Source organism: Aerosakkonema sp. BLCC-F183 (assembly GCF_041929145.1).
Classification (GTDB): domain Bacteria; phylum Cyanobacteriota; class Cyanobacteriia; order Cyanobacteriales; family Aerosakkonemataceae; genus Aerosakkonema.
In genome coordinates this window covers 149841-171358 of record NZ_JBHFNU010000016.1, presented here as the reverse complement: position 1 = coordinate 171358, position 21518 = coordinate 149841, and the positions used below count along the sequence as shown (strand labels likewise).

13 protein-coding genes are annotated in these 21518 nt (G+C 42.2%); 9 read left to right on the top strand and 4 right to left on the bottom strand.

Annotated features, from left to right (window positions below; all coding sequences use genetic code 11):
- Positions 1-24: 24 nt before the first annotated feature.
- From ACE1CD_RS03735 to ACE1CD_RS03725, 3 genes are all read right to left on the bottom strand, one after another.
- Positions 25-999, bottom strand: coding sequence for a cysteine synthase A (locus ACE1CD_RS03735; RefSeq protein ID WP_374790750.1), 975 nt, complete (start codon positions 997-999; stop codon positions 25-27).
- An 87-nt stretch (positions 1000-1086) separates the two neighbouring features.
- A complete protein-coding gene (locus ACE1CD_RS03730) occupies positions 1087-1671 on the bottom strand; it encodes a Uma2 family endonuclease (protein WP_374790748.1) in 585 nt (194 codons plus the stop codon).
- A 105-nt stretch (positions 1672-1776) separates the two neighbouring features.
- Positions 1777-2415: a peroxiredoxin gene (locus ACE1CD_RS03725; RefSeq protein WP_374790746.1), complete on the bottom strand. Its 639-nt coding sequence runs from the start codon at positions 2413-2415 to the stop codon at positions 1777-1779.
- Positions 2416-2665: 250 nt separating this feature from the next.
- Between ACE1CD_RS03725 and ACE1CD_RS03720 the strand changes: the two genes are divergently transcribed.
- From ACE1CD_RS03720 to ACE1CD_RS03710, 3 genes are all read left to right on the top strand, one after another.
- Positions 2666-5566 (top strand): UPF0182 family protein, encoded by a 2901-nt coding sequence (locus tag ACE1CD_RS03720; RefSeq protein WP_374821710.1) that lies wholly within the window; start codon positions 2666-2668, stop codon positions 5564-5566.
- Positions 5567-6276: 710 nt separating this feature from the next.
- Positions 6277-9648, top strand: coding sequence for a PAS domain S-box protein (locus ACE1CD_RS03715; RefSeq protein WP_374821707.1), 3372 nt, complete (start codon positions 6277-6279; stop codon positions 9646-9648).
- Entirely contained in the window at positions 9641-11002 is a 1362-nt protein-coding gene (locus ACE1CD_RS03710; protein ID WP_374790740.1) for a response regulator, read from the top strand. The genes ACE1CD_RS03715 and ACE1CD_RS03710 overlap by 8 nt, the downstream gene beginning before the upstream one ends.
- On the opposite strand, the gene ACE1CD_RS03705 is transcribed toward ACE1CD_RS03710, so the two are convergent.
- The gene (locus ACE1CD_RS03705) at positions 10987-11787 is read right to left on the bottom strand and encodes a creatininase family protein (RefSeq protein ID WP_374790738.1); all 801 of its coding nucleotides are present in this window, start codon (positions 11785-11787) and stop codon (positions 10987-10989) included. The two genes, ACE1CD_RS03710 and ACE1CD_RS03705, sit on opposite strands and share 16 nt — an antisense overlap.
- A 182-nt stretch (positions 11788-11969) precedes the next feature.
- Between ACE1CD_RS03705 and ACE1CD_RS03700 the strand changes: the two genes are divergently transcribed.
- The 6 genes from ACE1CD_RS03700 (at position 11970) to ACE1CD_RS03675 (ending at position 21515) form a co-directional block, all read left to right on the top strand.
- Complete coding sequence (locus tag ACE1CD_RS03700) at positions 11970-13145, top strand: response regulator (protein ID WP_374821704.1); 1176 nt, start codon at positions 11970-11972, stop codon at positions 13143-13145.
- 257 nt (positions 13146-13402) lie between these two features.
- Positions 13403-14590, top strand: a complete 1188-nt coding sequence (locus tag ACE1CD_RS03695) for a response regulator (protein ID WP_374821700.1) — start codon at positions 13403-13405, stop codon at positions 14588-14590.
- 79 nt (positions 14591-14669) lie between these two features.
- Complete coding sequence (locus ACE1CD_RS03690) at positions 14670-15038, top strand: response regulator transcription factor (protein WP_374790732.1); 369 nt, start codon at positions 14670-14672, stop codon at positions 15036-15038.
- 5 nt (positions 15039-15043) lie between these two features.
- Positions 15044-15511 carry a chemotaxis protein CheW gene (locus tag ACE1CD_RS03685; RefSeq protein WP_374790730.1) on the top strand — a complete coding sequence of 156 codons (468 nt, stop codon included), beginning with the start codon at positions 15044-15046 and terminating at the stop codon, positions 15509-15511.
- A 78-nt stretch (positions 15512-15589) separates the two neighbouring features.
- Positions 15590-18244 carry a GAF domain-containing protein gene (locus ACE1CD_RS03680; RefSeq protein ID WP_374790728.1) on the top strand — a complete coding sequence of 885 codons (2655 nt, stop codon included), beginning with the start codon at positions 15590-15592 and terminating at the stop codon, positions 18242-18244.
- 175 nt (positions 18245-18419) lie between these two features.
- Complete coding sequence (locus ACE1CD_RS03675; protein ID WP_374821698.1) at positions 18420-21515, top strand: response regulator; 3096 nt, start codon at positions 18420-18422, stop codon at positions 21513-21515.
- Positions 21516-21518: the final 3 nt, after the last annotated feature.

The window sequence follows — 21518 nt, the reverse complement described above, 5'->3', positions numbered from 1 at the left end:
TTTTCATCTGTTTTTGACCGATGCCTAATCGGGTAGCAACCCTTTTGATGCCATCCATTCCCGATTGTAAAGTCGCGATTGATAACGACTGCCGCTATCGCAGAGGATGGTGACAATCGTGTGACCTGGGCCCATTTGCTTTGCTAATGCTACAGCTGCACCTACGTTGATACCGGAAGAACCGCCCAGAAATAAACCATCTTTTTTCAACAGTTGGTAAATTACGCGCACTGCTTCTTTATCGTCAATTTGGATCGCGTCGTCGATCGGCACATCTCCCATGTTAGCGGTAACGCGACTGTTACCAATTCCTTCTGTAATCGAATTGCCTTCCATTTTAAGGTCGCCTGTTTTGATGTAACTGTAAAGCGCACTGCCCATTGGGTCTGCCAAAACAGTTTTCACATCGGGATTTTTTTCTTTTAGGTACATCGCTACACCTGCTAAAGTGCCGCCTGTTCCGGTAGCGCAAGTAAAGGCATTAACTTTACCGTTTGTTTGTTCCCAGATTTCTTTTCCGGTAGTCTCGTAGTGGGCGTGACGGTTGGCTAAATTATCGAATTGGTTAGCCCAAATAGCGTTTTCCATCTCCGAGGCAATTCTGCCAGAAAGTCTCACATAGTTATTTGGGTCTTTGTAAGGTACGGCTGGAACGGGACGCACTTCTGCACCCAACGTCCTCAACATATCCATTTTTTCTTGGGATTGAGTATCTGGAATGATAATCAGGCATTTGTAGCCTTTGGCGTTGCAAATGTGGGCCAATCCGATGCCTGTGTTGCCTGCGGTTCCTTCAACTACTGTACCGCCTGGTTTGAGTAAACCTTTTTGTTCGGCATCTTCGATAATGTAGAGGGCGGCGCGGTCTTTCACAGACCCGCCGGGATTGAGAAATTCTGCTTTGCCGAGGATTTCGCACCCGGTTTCTTCGCTGAAGCTGTTTAACCGAATTAGGGGCGTGTTGCCAACAGTGCCTATAAAGCCGTTTTTGATGTCCATTTTTGGATTTACTTAAAGTTCCTTTAAAATTTTCACTTATTGCGGTATTTTAGGATTTAGAATTTTTTGGGAGTGCGATCGCTCTTTCTACCAAACTTTACTCATATTCAGAACAAATCCAGGCAATACAGGATCGCCGCTAACTCTATCGGGATTATCTAAACATTCTACTTCTCTAGCTGGATGATAAATATAAACTTTTCGCTGCTTTCGGTCAATTAACCAGCCTAATTGTACTCCAGGCTCTCTCATATATTCTGCCATTTTTTCTTGTAATGGTTTCAGGTTATCGGAAGGCGACCTGAGTTCAATTACAAAGTCGGGACAAATGGGAGCAAACTTTTGTTGTTCTTCAGAAGAAAGAGCATTCCACCGTTCTAATTTTATCCAGGAAGCATCCGGCGATCGCTCTGCACCTGTTGACAGTTTAAATCCGGTACTTGGGCTAAAAGCTATACCAGTACCATCTTGTTCCGACCACACCCATAACTGCCCAAATACATTACCTTCTCTATTTCCTGTTTCCGAACCAGTGGGGGGCATAATTATTAATTCTCCAAATTTGTTACGTTCGATGCGTAAATCGCGATTGATTTGGCAGAACTCAAAAAATTGCTCGTCTGTCATTTGCAGTGCTGGCGGCATCCGCAATACTATTAGTTCGGAAAGCATATCAATTTCCTCAAGGGTTACTTTTACTAAATAACATTATGACTGAAGCATAAAGCACAACAACATATTAAAAAAAAGGTGGGCATTGCCCACCCTACTTTTACTTTACTTGTCGGGTTGAGGTGTCATCCGTAGATAGGGTTTAATTTCTTCGTATCCTTTGGGGAATTTCTGCTTGAGGACTTCGGGATCTTTGAGAGAAGGGACAATCACCACATCATCCCCATCTTTCCAGTTAACTGGAGTCGCTACACTATATTGATCCGTCAGTTGCAGGGAGTCGATGACTCGCAGGATTTCGTCGAAATTGCGACCTGTGCTGGGAGGATAGGTGAAGCTGAGACGCAATTTCTTTTGCGGGTCAATTACGAAGACTGTCCGAACGGTCACGGTGTTGGTGGCGTTCGGGTGGATCATGTCGTAAAGGTCAGAGACTTTCTTATCCGGGTCTGCCAGAATGGGATAATTGAGAGCGACACTCTGGGTTTCTTCGATATCTCCAATCCAGCCTTTGTGAGATTCCACGTCATCTACGCTCAGAGCGATCGCTTTGACGTTGCGCTTGTCAAATTCTGGTTTGAGACGGGCGACTTCGCCTAGCTCGGTGGTGCAAACTGGTGTATAATCTGCGGGGTGGGAGAAAAGTACGACCCAGCTATCGCCTGCCCAGTCGTAAAAGTTGATTTCGCCTTCGTTCGATGCTTGAGTAAAGTTGGGTACGGTGTCGCCAAGTCTAAGCGCCATAATAATTGGTTTCCTCTGATCTGAAACCGCTAAATCATTTACTTTGAGATCATGCCATAAATACTCCCGTTGTCCGAGCGGAGTTTAGATATTTTAAGAATTGGGGTCGGGGAAACGGGAATAAATGCCTATGCCTGGTTTGGCGATCGCACCTACCCATACTTACAGAGGATCTAGACTCAAGGATGGGGAAAGTGCAACTTGGTGCAAAATGTAGCTATTGGCAAAATCGAGCTAATTGCTAAAATCTGTGTTGTGGAAAATCATTTTTCAAGCGATCGCTTTACTGCTGGGACTGTGGTTGGTTTATGACCTGCTGTCCCATTTAGCAGTAGAAATCTTATGGTTTAACGAAGTTGGGTATCTGTCGGTATTTTTGTTGAGTCTCAAGACGCAGCTGGGGTTGTGGGCGATCGCATCCACTGCCAGCACAGTCTTTATCGTGCTTAATCTGTGGATAGCGCGACGGTGGCAGCATCCCAAACCAGAAACAACGAAAGCGCAGATCCGAGTATCTTCTGTCACAAGAACGATAAAGCTGCCCTGGCTGTTGCCGATCGTGGTGGTATTGAGTTTCCTGATCGGGATGATGTTAATTCATTACGGTCGCGCTGCCTTAAACTTTTGGCAACCCGATCGCAGCAGTGCCACTGCGCCACCATTATTACCGCCTCGCTTCGATTTCAGTTCGATTTGGCAGATTTTGGGGTTACCGTCAGGGCAAATTTGGTGGCTGGGTGTATTGACAATTATGGCGATCCCGATTATCAGTCGCCCCCAGTTTTGCTTGAAAGCGGTCGGGCTGCTAATGAGTTTATGTTTTGGTGTAATTATATCGGGATACTGGGCTGAGGTTTTGCAGTATTTTCATCCTATATTATTCAACCGTACCGATCCGTTATTTCATAGAGATATTAGTTTTTATGTATTTATTTTGCCCGGTCGAGAATTACTAGAATTTTGGCTAGTCGGATTATTTTTGTACACCTTGTTAGCTGTCGCATTAGTCTATTTACTATCTGGAGATAGCCTCAGCCAAGGAATTTTTCCCGGTTTCAGCAGGTCACAGCAGCGCCACTTATACGGACTGGGCGGTGCTTTCATGCTTAGTATAGCTTTTAGCTATTGGTTACGTCGCTACGAACTGGTTTATTCTAATCGCGGAGTTACTTACGGTGCCACTTACACGGATGTGACGGTGCAATTACCTGTTTATACCGGGTTAAGTTTTCTCTCACTGGCGATCGGCCTTTTCCTGCTGTGGCAAACTGTTTTCTGGTTTCCAAAAAAGAAGCCTTGGTTAAATAAGCTAAGTATAATTTTGCCTATTTCTTTCTTGTTTTGTGTCTTTACTTTTGCCGTTCTATTGCCGAATGCAGTGCAACGGTTCATCGTCCAACCTAACGAATTAGCGAGAGAAAGACCCTACATAGAGCGCGGTATTACCCTCACACGTCAGGCATTTGGTCTGGATGATATCGAAGTCAGAACTTTTGAACCTGAAGGAGGGCTAACTTATCAAAAAATCCAGGCTAACGATCTGACTATTAATAATATTCGTCTTTGGGATACGCGCCCCCTATTGCAAACTAATCGACAACTGCAACAAATTCGACCCTATTACAAGTTTGCTAACGCTGATATCGATCGCTACACCTTGAAAAGCGATAATAATGATACTGAAAAGCGGCAAGTAATTCTGGCAGGACGCGAGTTAGATTACAGTGCTGTACCAAAAGAAGCTCAAACTTGGGTAAACAAACACTTAATCTATACTCACGGTTATGGTTTTACTATGTCTCCTGTGAATACCGTTGGGGCTGGAGGGCTGCCAGATTACTTCGTTAAAAATATTAATAGCCCCAATCCAAATAAAGGTGGTGGCTTGGAAACTTCCAGTCAAAAGATTGGTGTTAGCATTCCGATTGGTTATCCTCGAATTTATTATGGCGAAATTACTGATAATTATGTGATGGCTCCAACTAAAGTGAACGAGTTGGACTATCCTACGGGTGATGAAAATGTTTATAATTCCTATGATGGACGGGGTGGTATCCGTATTAATTCATGGTGGCGTCGTTTAGTATTTGCTGAATATTTGAAAGATTGGCAAATGCTTTTTACTGGCAACTTTACGTCTGAGACTAAAGTGCTTTTGCGCCGAAATATCGATGTGCGAATTAGGACGATCGCTCCTTTTTTACGCTATGACAAAGATCCATATCTTGTAGTAGCTAATGCCAATCTTTATGTAGCAGATAAAAGTGTTTACTCTAGTTCGCGAAATTATTTGTATTGGCTAGTCGATGCTTATACTACAAGCGAACGCTACCCTTATTCCGATCCCGGAAAAGACGAATTCAATTACATACGCAATTCGGTCAAAGTTCTGATTGATGCTTACAATGGCAAGGTCTTTTTCTACATCTCCGACTTCCAAGATCCAATCATTAATTCCTGGAAAGCTATTTTTCCCGAACTATTTAAACCATTAAGCGAGATGCCTTTAACCATACGCAGTCATCTGCGTTATCCTGTAGATTTTTACAGCATTCAATCAGAAAGATTGCTGACTTACCACATGACCGATCCCCAAGTTTTCTACAATCGCGAAGATGTTTGGCAGATTCCTACCGAAATTTACGGTAACGAACCGCAACGGATGGAACCTTACTATTTAATTATGAAATTGCCTACAGAAGCAAACGAAGAATTTATTCTGTTGTTGCCATTTACCCCCACCCAGCGCCCTAATTTAATTGGCTGGCTAGCAGGACGTTCGGATGGAGAAAACTACGGAAAGCTATTGCTTTACCAGTTCCCTAAACAAGAACTGGTATATGGAATCGAACAAATTGAGGCGTTAATTAACCAAGATCCGGTCATTTCCCAGCAAATTGCTCTATGGAATCGCGAAGGTTCGCGAGTGCTGCAAGGAAATCTTTTGGCGATTCCGATCGAGAAGTCTTTGATTTATGTAGAACCGCTTTATTTGGAAGCAACGCACAATAGCTTGCCGACATTAGTAAGGGTAATTGTAGCTTATGAGAACAAGATTGTGATGGGAAAAACTCTCGAAGAAGCAATTAAAGCAATTTTTATGGAGCCGAAACCTACTCCGCCAATTGTTCGAGGTGTTGGAGAAAGATAATAGTATATGTTGATTTTTAATGGTTTATTGGAAATGACGACAATCCAAAAACTATGAAACTTCTCCTACTAGAGGCGCAGGCGAGGAGATGCGATCGAGCTACAAATCCAAAAATAGGTTAAATAACCAGTATACTCTTACCTACTGCGTTTCGTGAAAAACGTAAAAAAATCTTTACTTTTTTGGCTGTCCCATACACTGTACGATCGGCATCTGAGATTGTTTTGCTCGTATTATCAGTGTATAAAGCTTTTTCATATCTTAAGTTTTATGTCCGCAAACTCGCCCTTTCACACTTAGCAGGGGAGAGCCGCTATTTTTCGCTTGTCATTGATATTTGACAAACAGAAGAAGCCCTTGCCACACAGGAACAAAAAAGCTAACCTAAAGAAAGCTATTTTTTAAATAACTTATTAAGCAAAACTTATCTTTACATTTTCTAACAAAATACCGCTATCTCGCTCTGGAAAGAGCCTCCAAAAAAAACAATACCTCTGGGCGAGAAAATGGAAATTGGGTTGGAGCGAGGAGATCTAATAAAAATAGAACCAGGTAAAATTGCTAAAAAAGACACAAAATTTATAGGTAGTAATATGCAGAACGCTGTACATAATATACATTATTCTCTGGCACTATTGGCTGAATATCCCAAGGCTTCAAAAAGAGAAAAAAAGCAATATTTAAGCCGAGTTGCATCCAATCAAAAGAAAATGAAAGAGTGGGTTTATGAGAATCCAGATAAGTTTAAACATAAGTACGATTTAGTGGAAGCAGAAATAGCACGAGTATTGGGTCAAGATGACCGAGCAAACGAATATTATCAAATAGCGATTCAAGAAGCTTCTCAAAACGGATACATTCAGGAAGAAGCACTAGCAAACGAACTAGCAGCAGAGTTTTATTTGTCTCTTGGTATAAAGAAAGTAGGGGAATTTTATTTAACTCAGTCTTACTATACCTATATTCGCTGTGGAGACAAAACAAAGATTAAAGATTTAGAAGAAAGATATCCTGAGTTTTTCTCGTCCTTGGTTCACCGCGAAACCATCAGTAAAGATGTTGCCATGACAGCTGCACCGACGGTAGGAAACAGTTCGGCAGAATTGCATTTGGTGACACTCACAAAAACTTCGCAATCGATTTCCACTAAAGGTTATGAAAGCGTGCTAGATATAAGCACAGTGATCAAAGCCTGTCAAGCGCTTGCTGGTGAAGTTATGCTGGATAATTTACTGGCAAAGCTGATGCTTATCGTTATGGAAAATGCTGGAGCAGAATCAGGTTTTCTAATTCTCAACAGAGAAGGTAAACTACTAATAGAAGCCTCCGGTAATATGGCCAAAAATGAGGTAAAAGTACGGCAATCGATGCCAGTTATAAGTAGCGATATATTGCCTGTATCTGCTATTAATTATGTGTCCAGAAGTCAGTCAGATGTAGTTTTAAACGATGCACGTACTGAGGGAAAATTTACCAACGATCCATACATCATCGCGCAGCAATCTAAATCTGTTTTGTGTACTCCTATACTCGGTCAAGGTAAGTTAATCGGCATTCTTTACCTGGAAAACAGCTTAACTACTGGGGCGTTTACTCCGGCACGATTGGAAATTTTGAAATTGCTCTGTTCCCAGGCAGCGATTTGTCTAGAAAATGCTCAGCTTTATGAAGCTCAAAAAGAGTATGCCCAGACCCTAGAGGTTAAAGTGCAAGAGCGCACTCAAGAATTGCAACAGGAAATTATCGTTAGAAAACAAACAGAATTAGCTTTGCGAGTGGAGCAAGAAAAGTTTGCCAAAGCTTTTCTTTCTTCGCCATTTCCGATCGCAATTACCAATTTTGCAGATGGCACATATATTGATGTAAACGATAGCTTTTTGAGTATATTTGGTTATTCCCGCTCGGAGGTTATCGGTCATACAGTACTGGAAACTAATATTTTGTTTAATCCCGAAGACTTCCATAAATACGCACAAGTATTGCAAGTAGATGAAAAAATACGAAATCAAGAATTAAACGTTCGCACTAAATCAGGCAATGTAAGGACGATACTTTTATCTTCAGATCAGATCGATCTGGGTGGAGAAGTCTATACCCTTTCGGTCATGAACGATATTACCGAGCGCAAACGTGCAGAAGATGCGCTGCGGCAAAGTGAGGAACGCTATCGTGCAGTTGTAGAAGATCAAACCGAATTAGTTTGTCGTTTCAAACCTGATGGTACCCTGACATTTGTCAACGATGCGTATTGTCGATATTTTAACGCCAAGCGATCCGAACTAATCGGGCGTAGCTTTGAGGGTTTAGTGTCGGAAGAAGATAAAATTAATATCGCACAGTTGCTTGCGTCTTTAAATTTAGATAACCCGATAGGGACGATCGAACATAGAGTCTTGTTTGGGAAAGTGCAAAGATGGCATCAGTGGACAGACAGGGCTATTTTTGACGATACAGGTAACTTTATCGAATTTCAGGCAGTAGGTCGAGATATTACCGATCGCAAACAAGCAGAAGATGCTTTACGGGAATCGGAAGCTAACTTTAAAAAAGCAAAAGAAGCCGCAGATGCAGCCAATCGCGCCAAAAGCGAATTTCTCTCCAAAATGAGCCACGAACTGAGAACGCCGCTAAACGCTATTTTAGGCTTTACCCAAGTCCTAGCGCGGGATTCTTCCCTCACCACGCAACAGCAAGAACATTTAGGGATTATTAGTCGCGCCGGAGAACATTTACTCACCTTGATTAACGATGTACTAGAAATGTCCAAAATCGAGGCAGGCAGAATCGAACTGCACGAACATAGTTTTGACCTGTTCCGACTCCTCAATACGCTCGCAGAGATGTTCCAGCTTAAAGCTGAATCTAAAGGATTGCAACTTATTTTCGAGCGTTCCCAAGACATTCCCCAATATGTAAAAACTGACGAAAGTAAGTTACGTCAGGTATTAATTAACTTGGTAGGAAATGCGATCAAATTTACTGAAAAAGGTAGTGTAACATTACGGGTATTATTGGTTATCAATTCTTCAAATTTAGCAAATAGTTCGGCTATTTTGGCCGATAAATTAGACGATATAACAGATGAAAAAAGTAGAGGAAAAATAATAATTCAATTTCAAGTAGAAGATACAGGCCCAGGCATTGCACCGGAGGAATTGTCAACCTTATTCGCTCCGTTCGTACAAACAGAAACAGGTAAGAAATCTCAGTCTGGTACAGGCTTGGGTTTACCTATTAGCCGTCAATTCGTACAACTGATGGGGGGAGATATCACCGTCAGCAGCAGATTGGGTAAAGGAACTATTTTTAAATTTAATATCCAAATTAAGTTCGCCGAAGCAAGGGAAGTCCCCAGTCAAATACCTAGCAAAAAGGTAATTGGTTTGGCGGCAGACCAACCTCAGTATCGCATCTTGGTGGTTGATGATAAATGGGAGAGCCGATTGTTGCTTGTTAACTTACTTTCTCCATTAGGTTTTGAAGTGCAAGAAGCTGTTAACGGTGTAGAAGCTATTTCTATCTGGCAAAATTGGCAGCCGCACCTAATTTGGATGGATATGCAGATGCCTGTGATGGACGGATATGAGGCTACTAAACAAATCAAAGCGATCCAAAAAAGCTATGGTGAAGAAGGGAATCATTATTCTGAATGCCCCGTTCCTCCACCTGTAGTTATTGCTTTAACTGCGAGCGCTTTTGCAGAGAACCGCGCCACGGTTTTAGCAGCAGGATGCGATGATTTTGTCAGCAAACCTTTTCGAGAAGAACTGATTTTTAGTAAAATGTCTGAATATTTGGGGGTGCGTTATGTCTATGAAGAATCACAGCTCGAACAAAAATTACAAATCCCAGAACAAACCACTAACTGGCAAGTGAGTTCAGAGGATTTGGCTGCTATGCCAAATGAGTGGATAGTCCAACTATACCAAGCTGCTAAAGCATTGGATGATGAGACGATCGTACAACTGAGCGCACAAATCAAAAATTCAGATGCACGTATAGCTAACTGCTTGGTAGAGTTATCTAAAAAAGTTCGTTTTGATAAAATTACTGAGTTAATTGAGCAAATTAATCATGACTGAAGAGCGCGAATCAAAAGGAAAAATTTTAATAGTTGATGATACTCTAGATAACATCAACCTTTTAGCAAATATGTTGACTGATTCTGGATATAAAGTTCGCAAAGCACTGAATGGGCAAATGGCGCTGATGGGAGTGCAGGCTTCTCCTCCGGATCTGATTTTGCTCGATATCAATATGCCGGAAATAAATGGTTATGAGGTTTGCAAAAAACTGAAAAGCGATGACAAAAATCGCGAGATTCCTGTAATTTTTTTAAGTGCGTTTGACGATGTACTGGATAAGGTTAAAGCTTTTTCTGTGGGTGGAGTAGATTACATTACCAAACCGTTTCAATTTCAAGAGGTTTTGGCGCGAGTTGAAACGCACTTAACTATCCAGCGCTTGCAAAATAAACTTGCCGAACAAAATGCTCTCCTGCAAAAGTCGTCAGCTTTAGAGCGGGAGAAATCCCAACAGCTTGAGCAAGCTTTGCACCAGCTGCAACAAACCCAGGCTCAATTAATTCAAAGTGAAAAAATGTCTTCATTGGGTCAAACTGTGGCTGGAATTGCCCACGAAATTAATAATCCAATTAATTTTATCTATGGCAACCTTCGTTATATAAATGAGTGCAGTTATCAGATGTTACAACTAATTCAACTATATCAGCAAATATTGCCCAATCCTTCCACAGATATTCAGCAATTGCAAGAGTCGCTAGACATAGAATTTCTCGCAGAAGATTTTCCGAAACTTTTAGCTTCTATGAAGGCAGGCTCTGAACGAATCAGAGATATTGTGTTGAGTTTGCGAAATTTTTCGCGTCTTGGTGAGGCGGAACTCAAACCAGTGGATATTCATGAAGGGTTGGACAGCACTTTGATGATTTTACAGCATCGGCTTAACGAACAGTCTAATAGTCCAGCTATTACAGTAGTAAAAGCATACGGAACGCTACCTTTCGTGGAATGCTATGCAGGTTTAATTAATCAAGTTTTTATGAATATTTTGAATAATGCGATTGACTCTTTGGAGTCACGCTTCGCGAACGATGCTTTGTTAGAGGGGAGTACGGAACAATTAAATCCATCACCTACCATTAGTATTTGCACGCAAATTAAGGAGGGCGATCGAGTAATAATTCGTATTGGCGATAATGGTACAGGAATGACAGAAGCAATCCAAAAGAAAGCCTTCGATCCATTTTTTACAACTAAGAAATTAGGTGTTAGAACTGGATTGGGTCTGTCGATCGCTTATCAAATTGTGGTGGAGCATCACGGCGGAGAAATTTTTTGTGAAAGCGTACTGGGAGAGGGGACACAATTCATGATTGAAATTCCTCTGCGCCAGCAACTTCAAAAAGTAGGTTGAGGAAAAAGGTAAACATCCTTAATCATTTTTACCCAGCTATCCGAAAGTGATTCTAGGATGCGATCGCCTTTCTCTTTTGTCGCCACAGTCGCGTCGCCCACAACTCCGCTTTGGCTCAAATCTCGCGTCACCCAGCCAAATTGCAACCTACCCTCCATCGTTACAAGATTATCGTTTGGGAAATCGGGATACTCCATCACCGCCGCTTCCATTTTCACTTGGTCGGGCAAAATGGATAGCATTAAACTGGTTTCGGCGTCACCCGCATGAATACCCAGCTGTAGTTCCTTGGGTGTCAGTAATTCCTTGGTTATCTGCGGTACCCTCCACGTAAATAGAGGAAAAACCAAAAAATCGTCATACTTGACGTGCAGATCCCGCGCCGCAATTTCCATCACCTGGGGCTGACCCCCGTGGGAATTCATCAACACCAGTTTGCGAAAACCAGCGCGGTAAAGACTTTCGGCAATTTCGGTAATGGTTGCCAACAGAGTTTGGGCGCTGAGGGTAATTGTGCCGGGAAAATGCCAGTGCTCGTTCGATTTGCCGTAGTACAGGGATGGTAAGGCGTAAGCTGGGATGTCGGGTTCTAGTTTTTCCAGCGCCTTACCCAGTACTGCTTCACCAATTGCCGCATCCACAATTAGCGGCAGATGGGGGCCATGCTGTTCGATCGCTCCCACAGGTAAAATTAACACCACGTTTGCTTTATCCGGCATAGCCTGGATATCTGTCCAGCGGAGGTAAGGAAAAAAGCGCGTTGGTGGAATGAAGCTCGATTTCATAATCATTTTTTAACTATGTCCGCATTTTATCCGTATTCAACTGGCCAACCAAATATACTCTACTGTTGAATTTATCAACACATCCAGACAGAAAAACGATAATTTCAGCAAAATTACAGTTGCACGGATTATTAAAAAAATTTTTAATAATAACATGAATTAATTAAAAAAAGTTAATAAAAATGAACGCAAACTCTTTATCTGTGGCCAAGATAGCGCATTTACTAGACTGCGTGAATCATCAACGAGGAACCGGGGAATTAATTTTGGCTGGCAGCAACAAGCAATGGCAGCTATACTTTTTCCACGGTCGGCTACTTTATGCAACTGGAGGAAGCCACCAAGTCCGGCGCTGGCAGAGGGCCCTGAAACAACACTGCCCTAACTTTACACCTAAAGAATCGTCTGTGGATGAACCTTGGGAGTACCATCAGCTCGAGCAAGGCATTGCTGAAAATCAGCTTGGTGTTAACCAAGCTAGAGGTATAATTCAAAGTAGCGTTTTGGAAGTATTTTTCGAGCTCGTCAGTTATCCAAATCCTGTCAAGAGCCGTTGGCAAAATAGCAAACCACCTAACACTCAAATAGCTTTACTAGATGCCAACCAAATATTTCAGAAAACTCTACATTTTTGGGAACAGTGGCAAGCCCACGATTTAGGAAATTTTTCACCTAGTTTAGCGCCGATTTTGAGACAACCATACCTGGAAAAAAACCTGAATATGGAAAGTATGGCATCTTTACTCAACGGTGAAAACACGCTTTGGGATATTTCTTACCATCACCGCATTCCTGCGATCGCAACAATGGTTTCCTTGCTTCCTTTGGTTCGCCAAGGCATAGTCGAATTTAAAGAAGTGGCGGATTTACATTTGCCAATAGGACAAATTTCAAGAGAGCCATCAAATTTAGTAAGTCCGAATCTCACATTGCTACATAAGCCTTTAATCGCCTGCATTGATGATAGTCCTGTTATTGGCAAAACTTTAGAAAATCTACTCTCACCATCTGGCTATCGCGTGCTAAATATAACCAACCCTCTACAGCAAATGACTACCCTCGTTAAAGAAAAGCCTGACTTAATTTTTCTCGACTTGCTTATGCCAGATACAAATGGCTACAGCCTCTGCACTTTTTTACGGAAAACGCCAATATTTCAGAAAACGCCAATTATTATTCTCACCAGCCGAGATAATATTATTAATCGCGCCCATGCGAGATTAATAGGTGCTTCAGATTTTTTAAGCAAACCTCCCGAACGAGAAAAACTGATGCAAACACTTCAGAAATACCTCGTAAAAAAAGATCGCGATATCCAGGTCATACGTCATGAACATACATTAAAATTTGCACAATGAAATCTCAATATCTTGCCCCTTCTTAAGGCTTTGTCCTTTTGGGTCAAATTGCTAAGAGGTACAATGTCTGTGCAATTGGAGACACCGACTCTAAGTTGCACGGATATTTTTTGTAAAAAGTTAAATTTTTCCGTGCTTTTCCGTCCTCTCTGTTTAAATAGATGCTAATTATGTGTAGTTTGTCGGAAAAAAAATATTAAATTAAACTTAAGAAAGATATCATAGCTTTACGGGAAAAAAGCTCTATATTAAAAAGAGTGAAGCTCCGTAAACTAGATAACTTAGCCGTTAGCAGCGCGATCGCCACTCATATGTCTACATTACCTAAGCTGGCCCAGAACATCGCATTGCTGAGCCAGAAACGAGCAACCGGAGAATGGCTTCTCAACAGCAATAATAGCGAATGGAAGCTAAACTTCTATCGCGGTCGCCTCCTCTGTACTCCTGGAGGCGTCCACCGCTGCCGACGGTGGCAAAGAGCTCTCAAACAACATTGCCCTGACTTCGTACCAGAAGAAACAGATCTCAACGAACCTTGGGAGTACCAGCTGCTCAACTTTGGGATCTCTCAAAAACAGCTTAGCATCACTCAAGCCAAAGCTGTTATTCGCACGATGGCGGAGGAAGTTTTATTTTCTCTAGCTTGCCATTCAGTTACAGGCAGTCGTTGGTTGCCCAGCAAACAACCTAATGTTGAAATCCTATTATCTTTACCGTTGCCCTCAGAAGAGATCGAGCCAAGTATCAAAAAAGTTCAACACCTGTGGCAACAATGGCAAAAAGCGAATTTAGATAACATTTTACCCGAACAGGTACCTGTTTGGAAAGAGCCTCCTAAAGAGCAAAATTGGAGCCTACAAAAATTACTCAACGGAGACAACACCCTTTGGGATATTGCTTATCAGCTGAAGCGTCCTGTTACAAACGTAACTCTCTCGTTGCTTCCTTTGATTAAGCGGGGAGCGGTAGAACTAAAAGAAGTGCCCGATTTGTCTTCACCAATTTTCAAGCAAAGAAATAAAAAAGTTCGATTGGCGATTGCGGGCAAGAGTACCTCTAGCAATAAACAACCCTTGATTGCCTGTATTGATGACAGTCCCGTAGTTGCACAAACCTTAGAAAAAATCCTGGCCCCGGCTGGGTATCGAGTGCTGAAAATAACCGAACCGTTGCGGCAAATGTCTGCACTTGTCAAGCACAAACCAGACTTAATTTTTCTCGACCTGCTCATGCCTGATGCCAGCGGTTATAACATCTGCACATTTTTGCGGAAAACACCAATGTTTCAGAAAACGCCAATTATTATTCTTACCAGTCGCGATACCGTTGTCAATCGCGGTCAAGCTAAATTGACTGGTGCTTCCGATTTTTTGAGCAAACCCCCAGAACCCGAAAAAGTCTTACAAGTAATCCAGAAGTATCTGTCTGTCGATCGGCAACCATAGGTGTCAGTTATTACCGTAAAGGTTGATGTAATTTTTGTTATCTTATAATCAAGATAAATGGTGATTTTTGGTGTAGCATATGGCAACAATTTTAGTAGTAGAAGATAGCATAACCGAAGCGCAATTCATTTCTAATTCTCTTCGGGAAGTTGGATTAAATACTATTACAGTTAACACTGCGGAAGCGGCCAAAGTAATAGTTTCACAAAAAAAGATTGATGCTATTGTTTTGGATGTAGTTTTACCGGGAGAAAGCGGTTTTGGTTTTTGTAGACAGCTAAAAAACGAAGGCCAAACCAGCCATATACCGATTATAATTTGCTCCAGTAAAAATGGAAAAATAGATATAAGTTGGGGGTTAAAGCAGGGAGCTTCTGCTTATTTAACTAAACCATTAGATCGGGAAGAACTTCTGCAAACAGTACAACGCTTTCTCCAACTTAAATAGCAAAAATGCAATTGATCAGCTTCTCCCTCACGCCCGAAAATAAAGCCGGACTTCCAACAGATCGCGTCGCTGAAGTGTTGAGTTTAGAGCCCAGTCACGTTACCCCCATACCTGATATGCCCGCAGGTGTGATGGGCGTTTGTAATTGGCGATCGCAAGTTCTATGGCTGGTAGATCTAGCTTATCTATTGGGGCTCGGTTCCCTTTTTTCCCAAGATTTGGACGAGCGAAAATATACCGTCCTGGTAGTTCGCAATAAAAGTAAAGTTTTGGGCTTAGCAGTTAAGGAATTGGGCAATATGATGGGTTACGATCGCTCCCAAATCCAGCCACCCCCAAAAATTGCCATGCCCCAGATGCAGGTGTTAACCTTATGTCTAAAAGGTCAGATAATCAACCCGAACGGCAAAAATATGCTGATTTTAGATGCAAATCCCATTATGGAATTTTTAGCCAAACATCGACATCAATAATACTTTTACGCTCTGTAAAATAGGGTCTAGGGGTAAAATTTAAGCCAATCGACGACAAAATACAACAAGGTTTCTCACATGGATCGGACATCTACCAAAACTTCAACCTCAAATAGTACTACTAATTCTGAAGAGCAAGGGAATTTAATTTCACTGTCTTCTTCATCGGAAATTCTACCAGTAGCGCCAAATACAGAACCCAGTGCAGTGGCGTTACAAGATCCCTCAGATTCCTTGCCACTTACAAGCAATTCAATATCTCCAAACAAGCTAATCGATACCATAGCACTGGAGATCGAAGCCGGATGGTGGAAAAAACTGAGTTTGAAAAATAAAGCCACAATCGGTGCGATCGCGATCGCTACCCTGCCAACATTGATAATAGGTACAACCAGCTATTATTCTGCCGACAAATTAGCTGGTGTAGTAATTGGCACAGGCTTTTCTGTAGCGATAGGGAGTGCGATCGCCATTTTCCTCGCTAACCGCATCATTCTGCCCATATTGGTAGCAGCAGCTGCCGTCAAGCAACTCGGACAAGGTAAACTCGATACGCGCATTAACTTTGAAACAAAAGACGAACTCGGCATCTTAGGATCTAACATCAACCAACTAGCAGATCGGTTGCAAACGCTATTAGCAGAAAAAGAAGCAGCCGCCAGACGAGATAGGTTACTGGGCGACATAGCTTGGAGAGCGCGTCAAGCCACAGATACCCAAGAACTGACAAACAGAATTCTGGCTGGGATTCGACGAATTTTAAATGTCGATCGCGCTGTAATTTATCGTTTCAATTCAGACTGGAGCGGCACAATAGTGGCCGAGTCAGTCGGTGCCGGGTGGACGAAAGCTCTCGACGAAAAAATTGACGACCCCTGTTTTCGGGCTCGTTATATCCCGCAGTACCAAAATGGGCGCGTTCGTGCGATCGACGATATTTACAACGAACCTGGATTAACCGATTGTCACATTCGTACCTTAGAACAATTTGAAGTCAAAGCTAACCTCGTCGCACCGATGCGAAAAGATAATCGACTGGTAGGTTTGCTGATCGCGCATCAATGTTCCGGGACACGCAACTGGAAAGAATCAGAAATCGATTTCTTCTTACAATTAGCTTCTCAAATAGAATACGCTCTCGACCACGTGGGCTTCATCGAACAACTGCAAGCTGTTGCCAGACGAGAGAGATTATTAGGCGATCTTGCTTGGAAAGCCCGTCAAGCAACAGAACCATCGGAACTTTTATCCTCATGTCTTAATAGCATCCGCAAAGTTTTGCAAGTCGATCGAGCTTTAATTTATCAGTTCAACCCAGATTGGAGCGGCACAATAGTTGCCGAATCGGTAGCTACCGGTTGGACAAAAGCTCTTGACGAACAAATTGACGATCCCTGTTTTCGGGCTCGTTATATCCCGCAGTACCAAAATGGGCGCGTTCGTGCGATCGACAATATATACAGCGAATCGGGATTAACCGATTGTCACATTCGTACCTTAGAACAATTTGAAGTCAAAGCTAATCTCGTTGCCCCCATGCGGAAAGACGATCGACTGGTAGGTTTGCTCATAGTTCATCAATGTTCCAGTCCGCGTAATTGGCAGCAGTCAGAAATTGATTTTTTGCTGCAAGTAGCCATACAAATTGAATACGCTCTCGACCACGTTGGGTTTATCAAAGAATTAGAAAAATCCCGCCAAGAAGCTGAAGCAAAGTCTGCCGAACAACGTCAAGAAAAAGAAGCATTGCAAGCACAATTAGAAAAATTTCTGCAACAGATAGAAGGAGCTTTTCAAGGAGATTTAACAGTTCGCGCTGGCGTAACTGCTGGCGAACTGGGAACCGTAGCTGACTTTTTCAACGCCTTGATCGAGAACTTGCAATACATTGTTATGCAAGTGCAATCATCTGCCGATGCGGTAACGCAAACAGCCAAGGTGAGCGAAGTAGACGTAAATACGCTTTCCGATGAAGCGAGACGGCAGTCAGAGTCGATCGCTGCTATTTTAGAGCAAATTCAAATCATGGCAAATTCCATCCAGAAAGTTGCCAGTAGCGCCCAGCAAGCAGCACTCAAAGTTCAGGAGGCAAATCAAACATTAAAAGTGGGTGACAAAGCCATGAACAAAACAGTAGATGGGATTTTAGCCATCCAAAAAACAGTTGAAGAAACAGCCTTAAAAGTCAAACGCTTGGGCGAATCTTCTCAAAAAATCTCCAGAGTCAGCAGCCTGATCAAAGATTTAGCCAATCAAACAAACATTTTGGCGCTCAATGCTTCCATTGAAGCTACAGGATCTGGTAAACAAAGCCAAGGATTTGCTATTGTCGCCGAAGAAGTACGTACATTGGCAGAACAATCAGCCGGGGCTGCCAAAGAAATTGAACAAATTGTTGAAGAAATTCAAATCGAAACCAACGAAGTTGTCGCCGCGATGGAAGCTGGAATTGCACAGGTGAGTACCGGCACCAACCTTGTCAAAACAACAAGAGCCAAACTGACTTCGATCGCCGCAGTCAGCGCCCAAATTCGCACCCTTGTTGAAGATATGGCTTCTTCCGCAACATCGCAAATGCAGACATCGAGCAACCTCAGCCAAAGCATACAGGAAGTAGCTACTATTGCCAATCAAACTTCCGAACAATCCCAAGCTGTAGCGGACTCATTCACAAAACTTTTAGGAGTTGCCGATGAACTCCAAGAAAGCGTCGCCCAGTTCAAAGTAAAGTAAAACTTTAATCAAAAGTCGGTCATCAATACCTACCTAAAAATTATAGAAAAATACCTATTTTTAGGTAGGTTTAAGGGCGAAACAGCGTAAAATTACTCTATCTAAAATCCTGAATCGGAAGATTAAGCAAGCAACTATAACTTCGCGTACATTTGTCTAAAAAAGCCTAAAAAAGATGATGAATCAAATTGAAATTGATGATGAAACTTACCAATTTTTTGTCCAAGAATCCTTGGAATTACTACAACGCCTTGAAGAAGGATTGCTAACTTTACAGCAAGACCATAGCATCAAAAAAGTACACAACCTTATGCGATCGGCTCATTCTATCAAAGGAGGAGCAGGCTGTGTTGGTTTAACTGGGATTCAAACTTTAGCTCATGAGCTAGAAAACGGATTGAGGGCGTTATATAGAGAAAATATTAAATTCGATCGCGAACTGGAAGATTTGCTGTTGCAAGCTTACGATACCCTGCGATCTCCTCTGATGGAGCAAATTCAATCGGGCAAATGTTCTACTGATGGCGCGATCGAAAAGATAAAACTGATAAGTAGCCAATTGGAAGTTAAACTCGGCCATAGCTTGGAGGAAGAAACTCAACTTCCTGAAGTGGAAATGGATGTAGATATCGTGCAGTTTCTGTTTACTGAGGAAGTAGAACAGGGACTGGCTCGCTGGTCGGCTCTTTTAAGTAATTCCCAAACATCAGAATTAGTAGCAAAATTAAAGGAGCAAGCAGAAGTTTTTGCCAGTATTGGGGAACTGTTGAATCTCCCCGGTTTTGTCACTATTGCTAAAAAAACTATCTCGGCGTTGCAAGCTAATCCTGACCGAGTGAAGAAGATTGGAAAACTAGCTGGTGCTGATTTTCGGGCAGCGCAAGCGGCAGTTTTAAAAGGCGATCGCTCAACAGGAGGAAGTCCTGACGCTGAGTTAGTAAAACTCGCGCAAACTACTCAATTAAAAGCTAAAACTAGCAACGGTCATCGAATGCGATCGCAACCAAAAGCTAAATCCTCAACTAAATCGCTTTTGGAAGATTTGGAGCAAAATTCTGGCCCAATTCAAAACTTACAAGAATCAACATCATCCTTACTCGAATATCTCGACAAAACTTCTACTGAAGTTGGGATATCGCCAAAGGGATCTGAGTCAGAATCATCGCTGCTGGCGGATCTGGAAAATGGCTTAAACAGAAACAGTAACGGCTCGCCAAAGCCGCCATCTCCAATTGCAAATGTCAAACCTATAGTAACTAAACCGTCGCCGAAAAGAGAAAGTAAAAACGGCTTCGCTCGCAATGGCAGTGTCAAAATCGAAGCTGTGGATATACCCGTTCCTCCTTCCCCAGCTAATTTAAAATTAGAAGCGACTGAAGAAAAACAAGAACCTGCCAAAGATCGCAATTCCAAATTGGCAGTTCGAGTCGATTTAGAACGACTGGAACTTGTCAATAATTTAGTTGGCGATCTAGTCACTCAAGAAAACAGCTTTCTCCTGCAACATCAGCAACAGAAAGAAATTGTTGATGCGATCGCACAGAAATTGAACCTCTTTCATAAACAAAGTCGCAATTATTTGAACAGGGTAGTCACTCCACCATCTCCCCGCAGTACGAGAAGGGGAGTAGAGGAGAAAGAAGAATTAACAATTAATAATTATCAATTACTGGTTTCCTTAACACAAACAATAGGAGAAGAAATCGCACAACTGCAAGAAGCCATTCAAGATATGGCTTTAACCCAACAGCAAGTGCAACAAATTATCAAAAAAAGGCAACAAACTCTCAAGCAGCTGCAAACAAATATCCTAGAGGCTCGGATGCTGCCTTTGGGAAACCTCCTGAACCGATTTCCTCGCATGGTGCGAGACTTGGCGGGAAGCCACAAACAAGTCAACCTGCGGCTAATTGGGATGTCTACGTTAATCGACAAAGCAATTTTAGAAAAACTTTACGACCCATTAATTCATCTGGTACGCAATGCTTTAGATCACGGTATCGAAACCCCCAAAATGCGCCAGGAACAAGGAAAATCAGCAACAGGTACTATTACTATCCGCGCTTACCATCGAGGCAATCACACCTATATTGAAGTGCAAGATGACGGTCAAGGTATTGATGTAGAAAAAATTGCTCGTCGCGTTGCGGCTTTAAATTTGCTGTCTGCATCTGAGGCATCTAAATTGCCCAAAAAACGCTTGTATGAATATATGTTTGTTCCTGGTTTTTCTACTGCTGCTCAAGTGAGCGAACTTTCTGGCCGAGGAGTCGGCTTAGAGGCGGTACGTTTGCAAGTCGTTGCTTTAAAAGGCTCGATCGCGGTTAATTCCGATGCAGGAAAAGGAACTACTTTTATCTTGCGTTTGCCTTTTACTTTGACAATTACTAGGTTATTGATTTTCACTGTTAACAATAATCTCTTGGCAATTCCTGTAGATGCCCTGGCAGCGATCGCCTTAGCGCCACAAAACCAAATAGAAAACCGTCAAGGACAAGATTTTTACCGTTGGCAAGGGCAACTAATTCCTGTCTATTCCGAATCGGTTATATCTGCCTATAATTATCCCAACACGGCAGCAGTTTTATGGCAACGCGGGGCTGATTACCTTGGGCAGGAATCTGGAAAAGTTCCTCTGTTATTAATATCGCAAAATTCTCAATTTATTGCCTTGAAAATAGATCGAATTTTGATGGAACAGGATCTTGTAATTAAACCTTTCGGTGAAGTGATGACGCCACCTCCTTATCTGTATGGTTGTACAATTATGGGCGATGGACGTATGGTTCCTGTAATCGATAGCCAACAGTTAGTAGCTTGGCTTCAACAACAGAAATCACTGGCAAATACTCCTATTTTGGATTTACCAATAGCGCCAAATTTAAATTATGTTGCTAGCTCATCAACATCTACCGTTTTGGTAATCGATGATTCGCTCACGATGAGGAAGAGTCTGTCTTTGACTCTTAGCAAAGGTGGATATCAAGTATTGCAAGCTCGCAATGGTTGGGAGGCGATCGAGCAATTACGCCAAAACCCCCAAATTAAAGCGATCGTCTCCGATGTTGAAATGCCCCAAATGAACGGGTTTGAATTTCTCAGTCGCTGTCGCAAAGAGTTTGCCGATCGTCATTTACCTATCATTATGCTGACATCCCGCAGTAGCGACAGGTATCGTTTGTTAGCTAAAAAATTAGGAGCAACTGCTTATTTAACTAAACCATATTTAGAGAAGCAGTTGCACAATACTTTAAAAGCTTGTTTGCAATAAAAG

Bases quoted from the DNA above. Each gene is read 5' to 3' on its own strand.
- ACE1CD_RS03735 (WP_374790750.1), bottom strand. From the start codon at position 999: ATGGACATCAAAAACGGCTTTATAGGCACTGTTGGCAACACGCCCCTA.
- ACE1CD_RS03730 (WP_374790748.1), bottom strand. From the start codon at position 1,671: ATGCTTTCCGAACTAATAGTATTGCGGATGCCGCCAGCACTGCAAATG.
- ACE1CD_RS03725 (WP_374790746.1), bottom strand. From the start codon at position 2,415: ATGGCGCTTAGACTTGGCGACACCGTACCCAACTTTACTCAAGCATCG.
- ACE1CD_RS03715 (WP_374821707.1), top strand. From the start codon at position 6,277: ATGAAAGAGTGGGTTTATGAGAATCCAGATAAGTTTAAACATAAGTAC.
- ACE1CD_RS03710 (WP_374790740.1), top strand. From the start codon at position 9,641: ATGACTGAAGAGCGCGAATCAAAAGGAAAAATTTTAATAGTTGATGAT.
- ACE1CD_RS03705 (WP_374790738.1), bottom strand. From the start codon at position 11,787: ATGAAATCGAGCTTCATTCCACCAACGCGCTTTTTTCCTTACCTCCGC.
- ACE1CD_RS03700 (WP_374821704.1), top strand. From the start codon at position 11,970: ATGAACGCAAACTCTTTATCTGTGGCCAAGATAGCGCATTTACTAGAC.
- ACE1CD_RS03690 (WP_374790732.1), top strand. From the start codon at position 14,670: ATGGCAACAATTTTAGTAGTAGAAGATAGCATAACCGAAGCGCAATTC.
- ACE1CD_RS03685 (WP_374790730.1), top strand. From the start codon at position 15,044: ATGCAATTGATCAGCTTCTCCCTCACGCCCGAAAATAAAGCCGGACTT.
- ACE1CD_RS03680 (WP_374790728.1), top strand. From the start codon at position 15,590: ATGGATCGGACATCTACCAAAACTTCAACCTCAAATAGTACTACTAAT.
- ACE1CD_RS03675 (WP_374821698.1), top strand. From the start codon at position 18,420: ATGATGAATCAAATTGAAATTGATGATGAAACTTACCAATTTTTTGTC.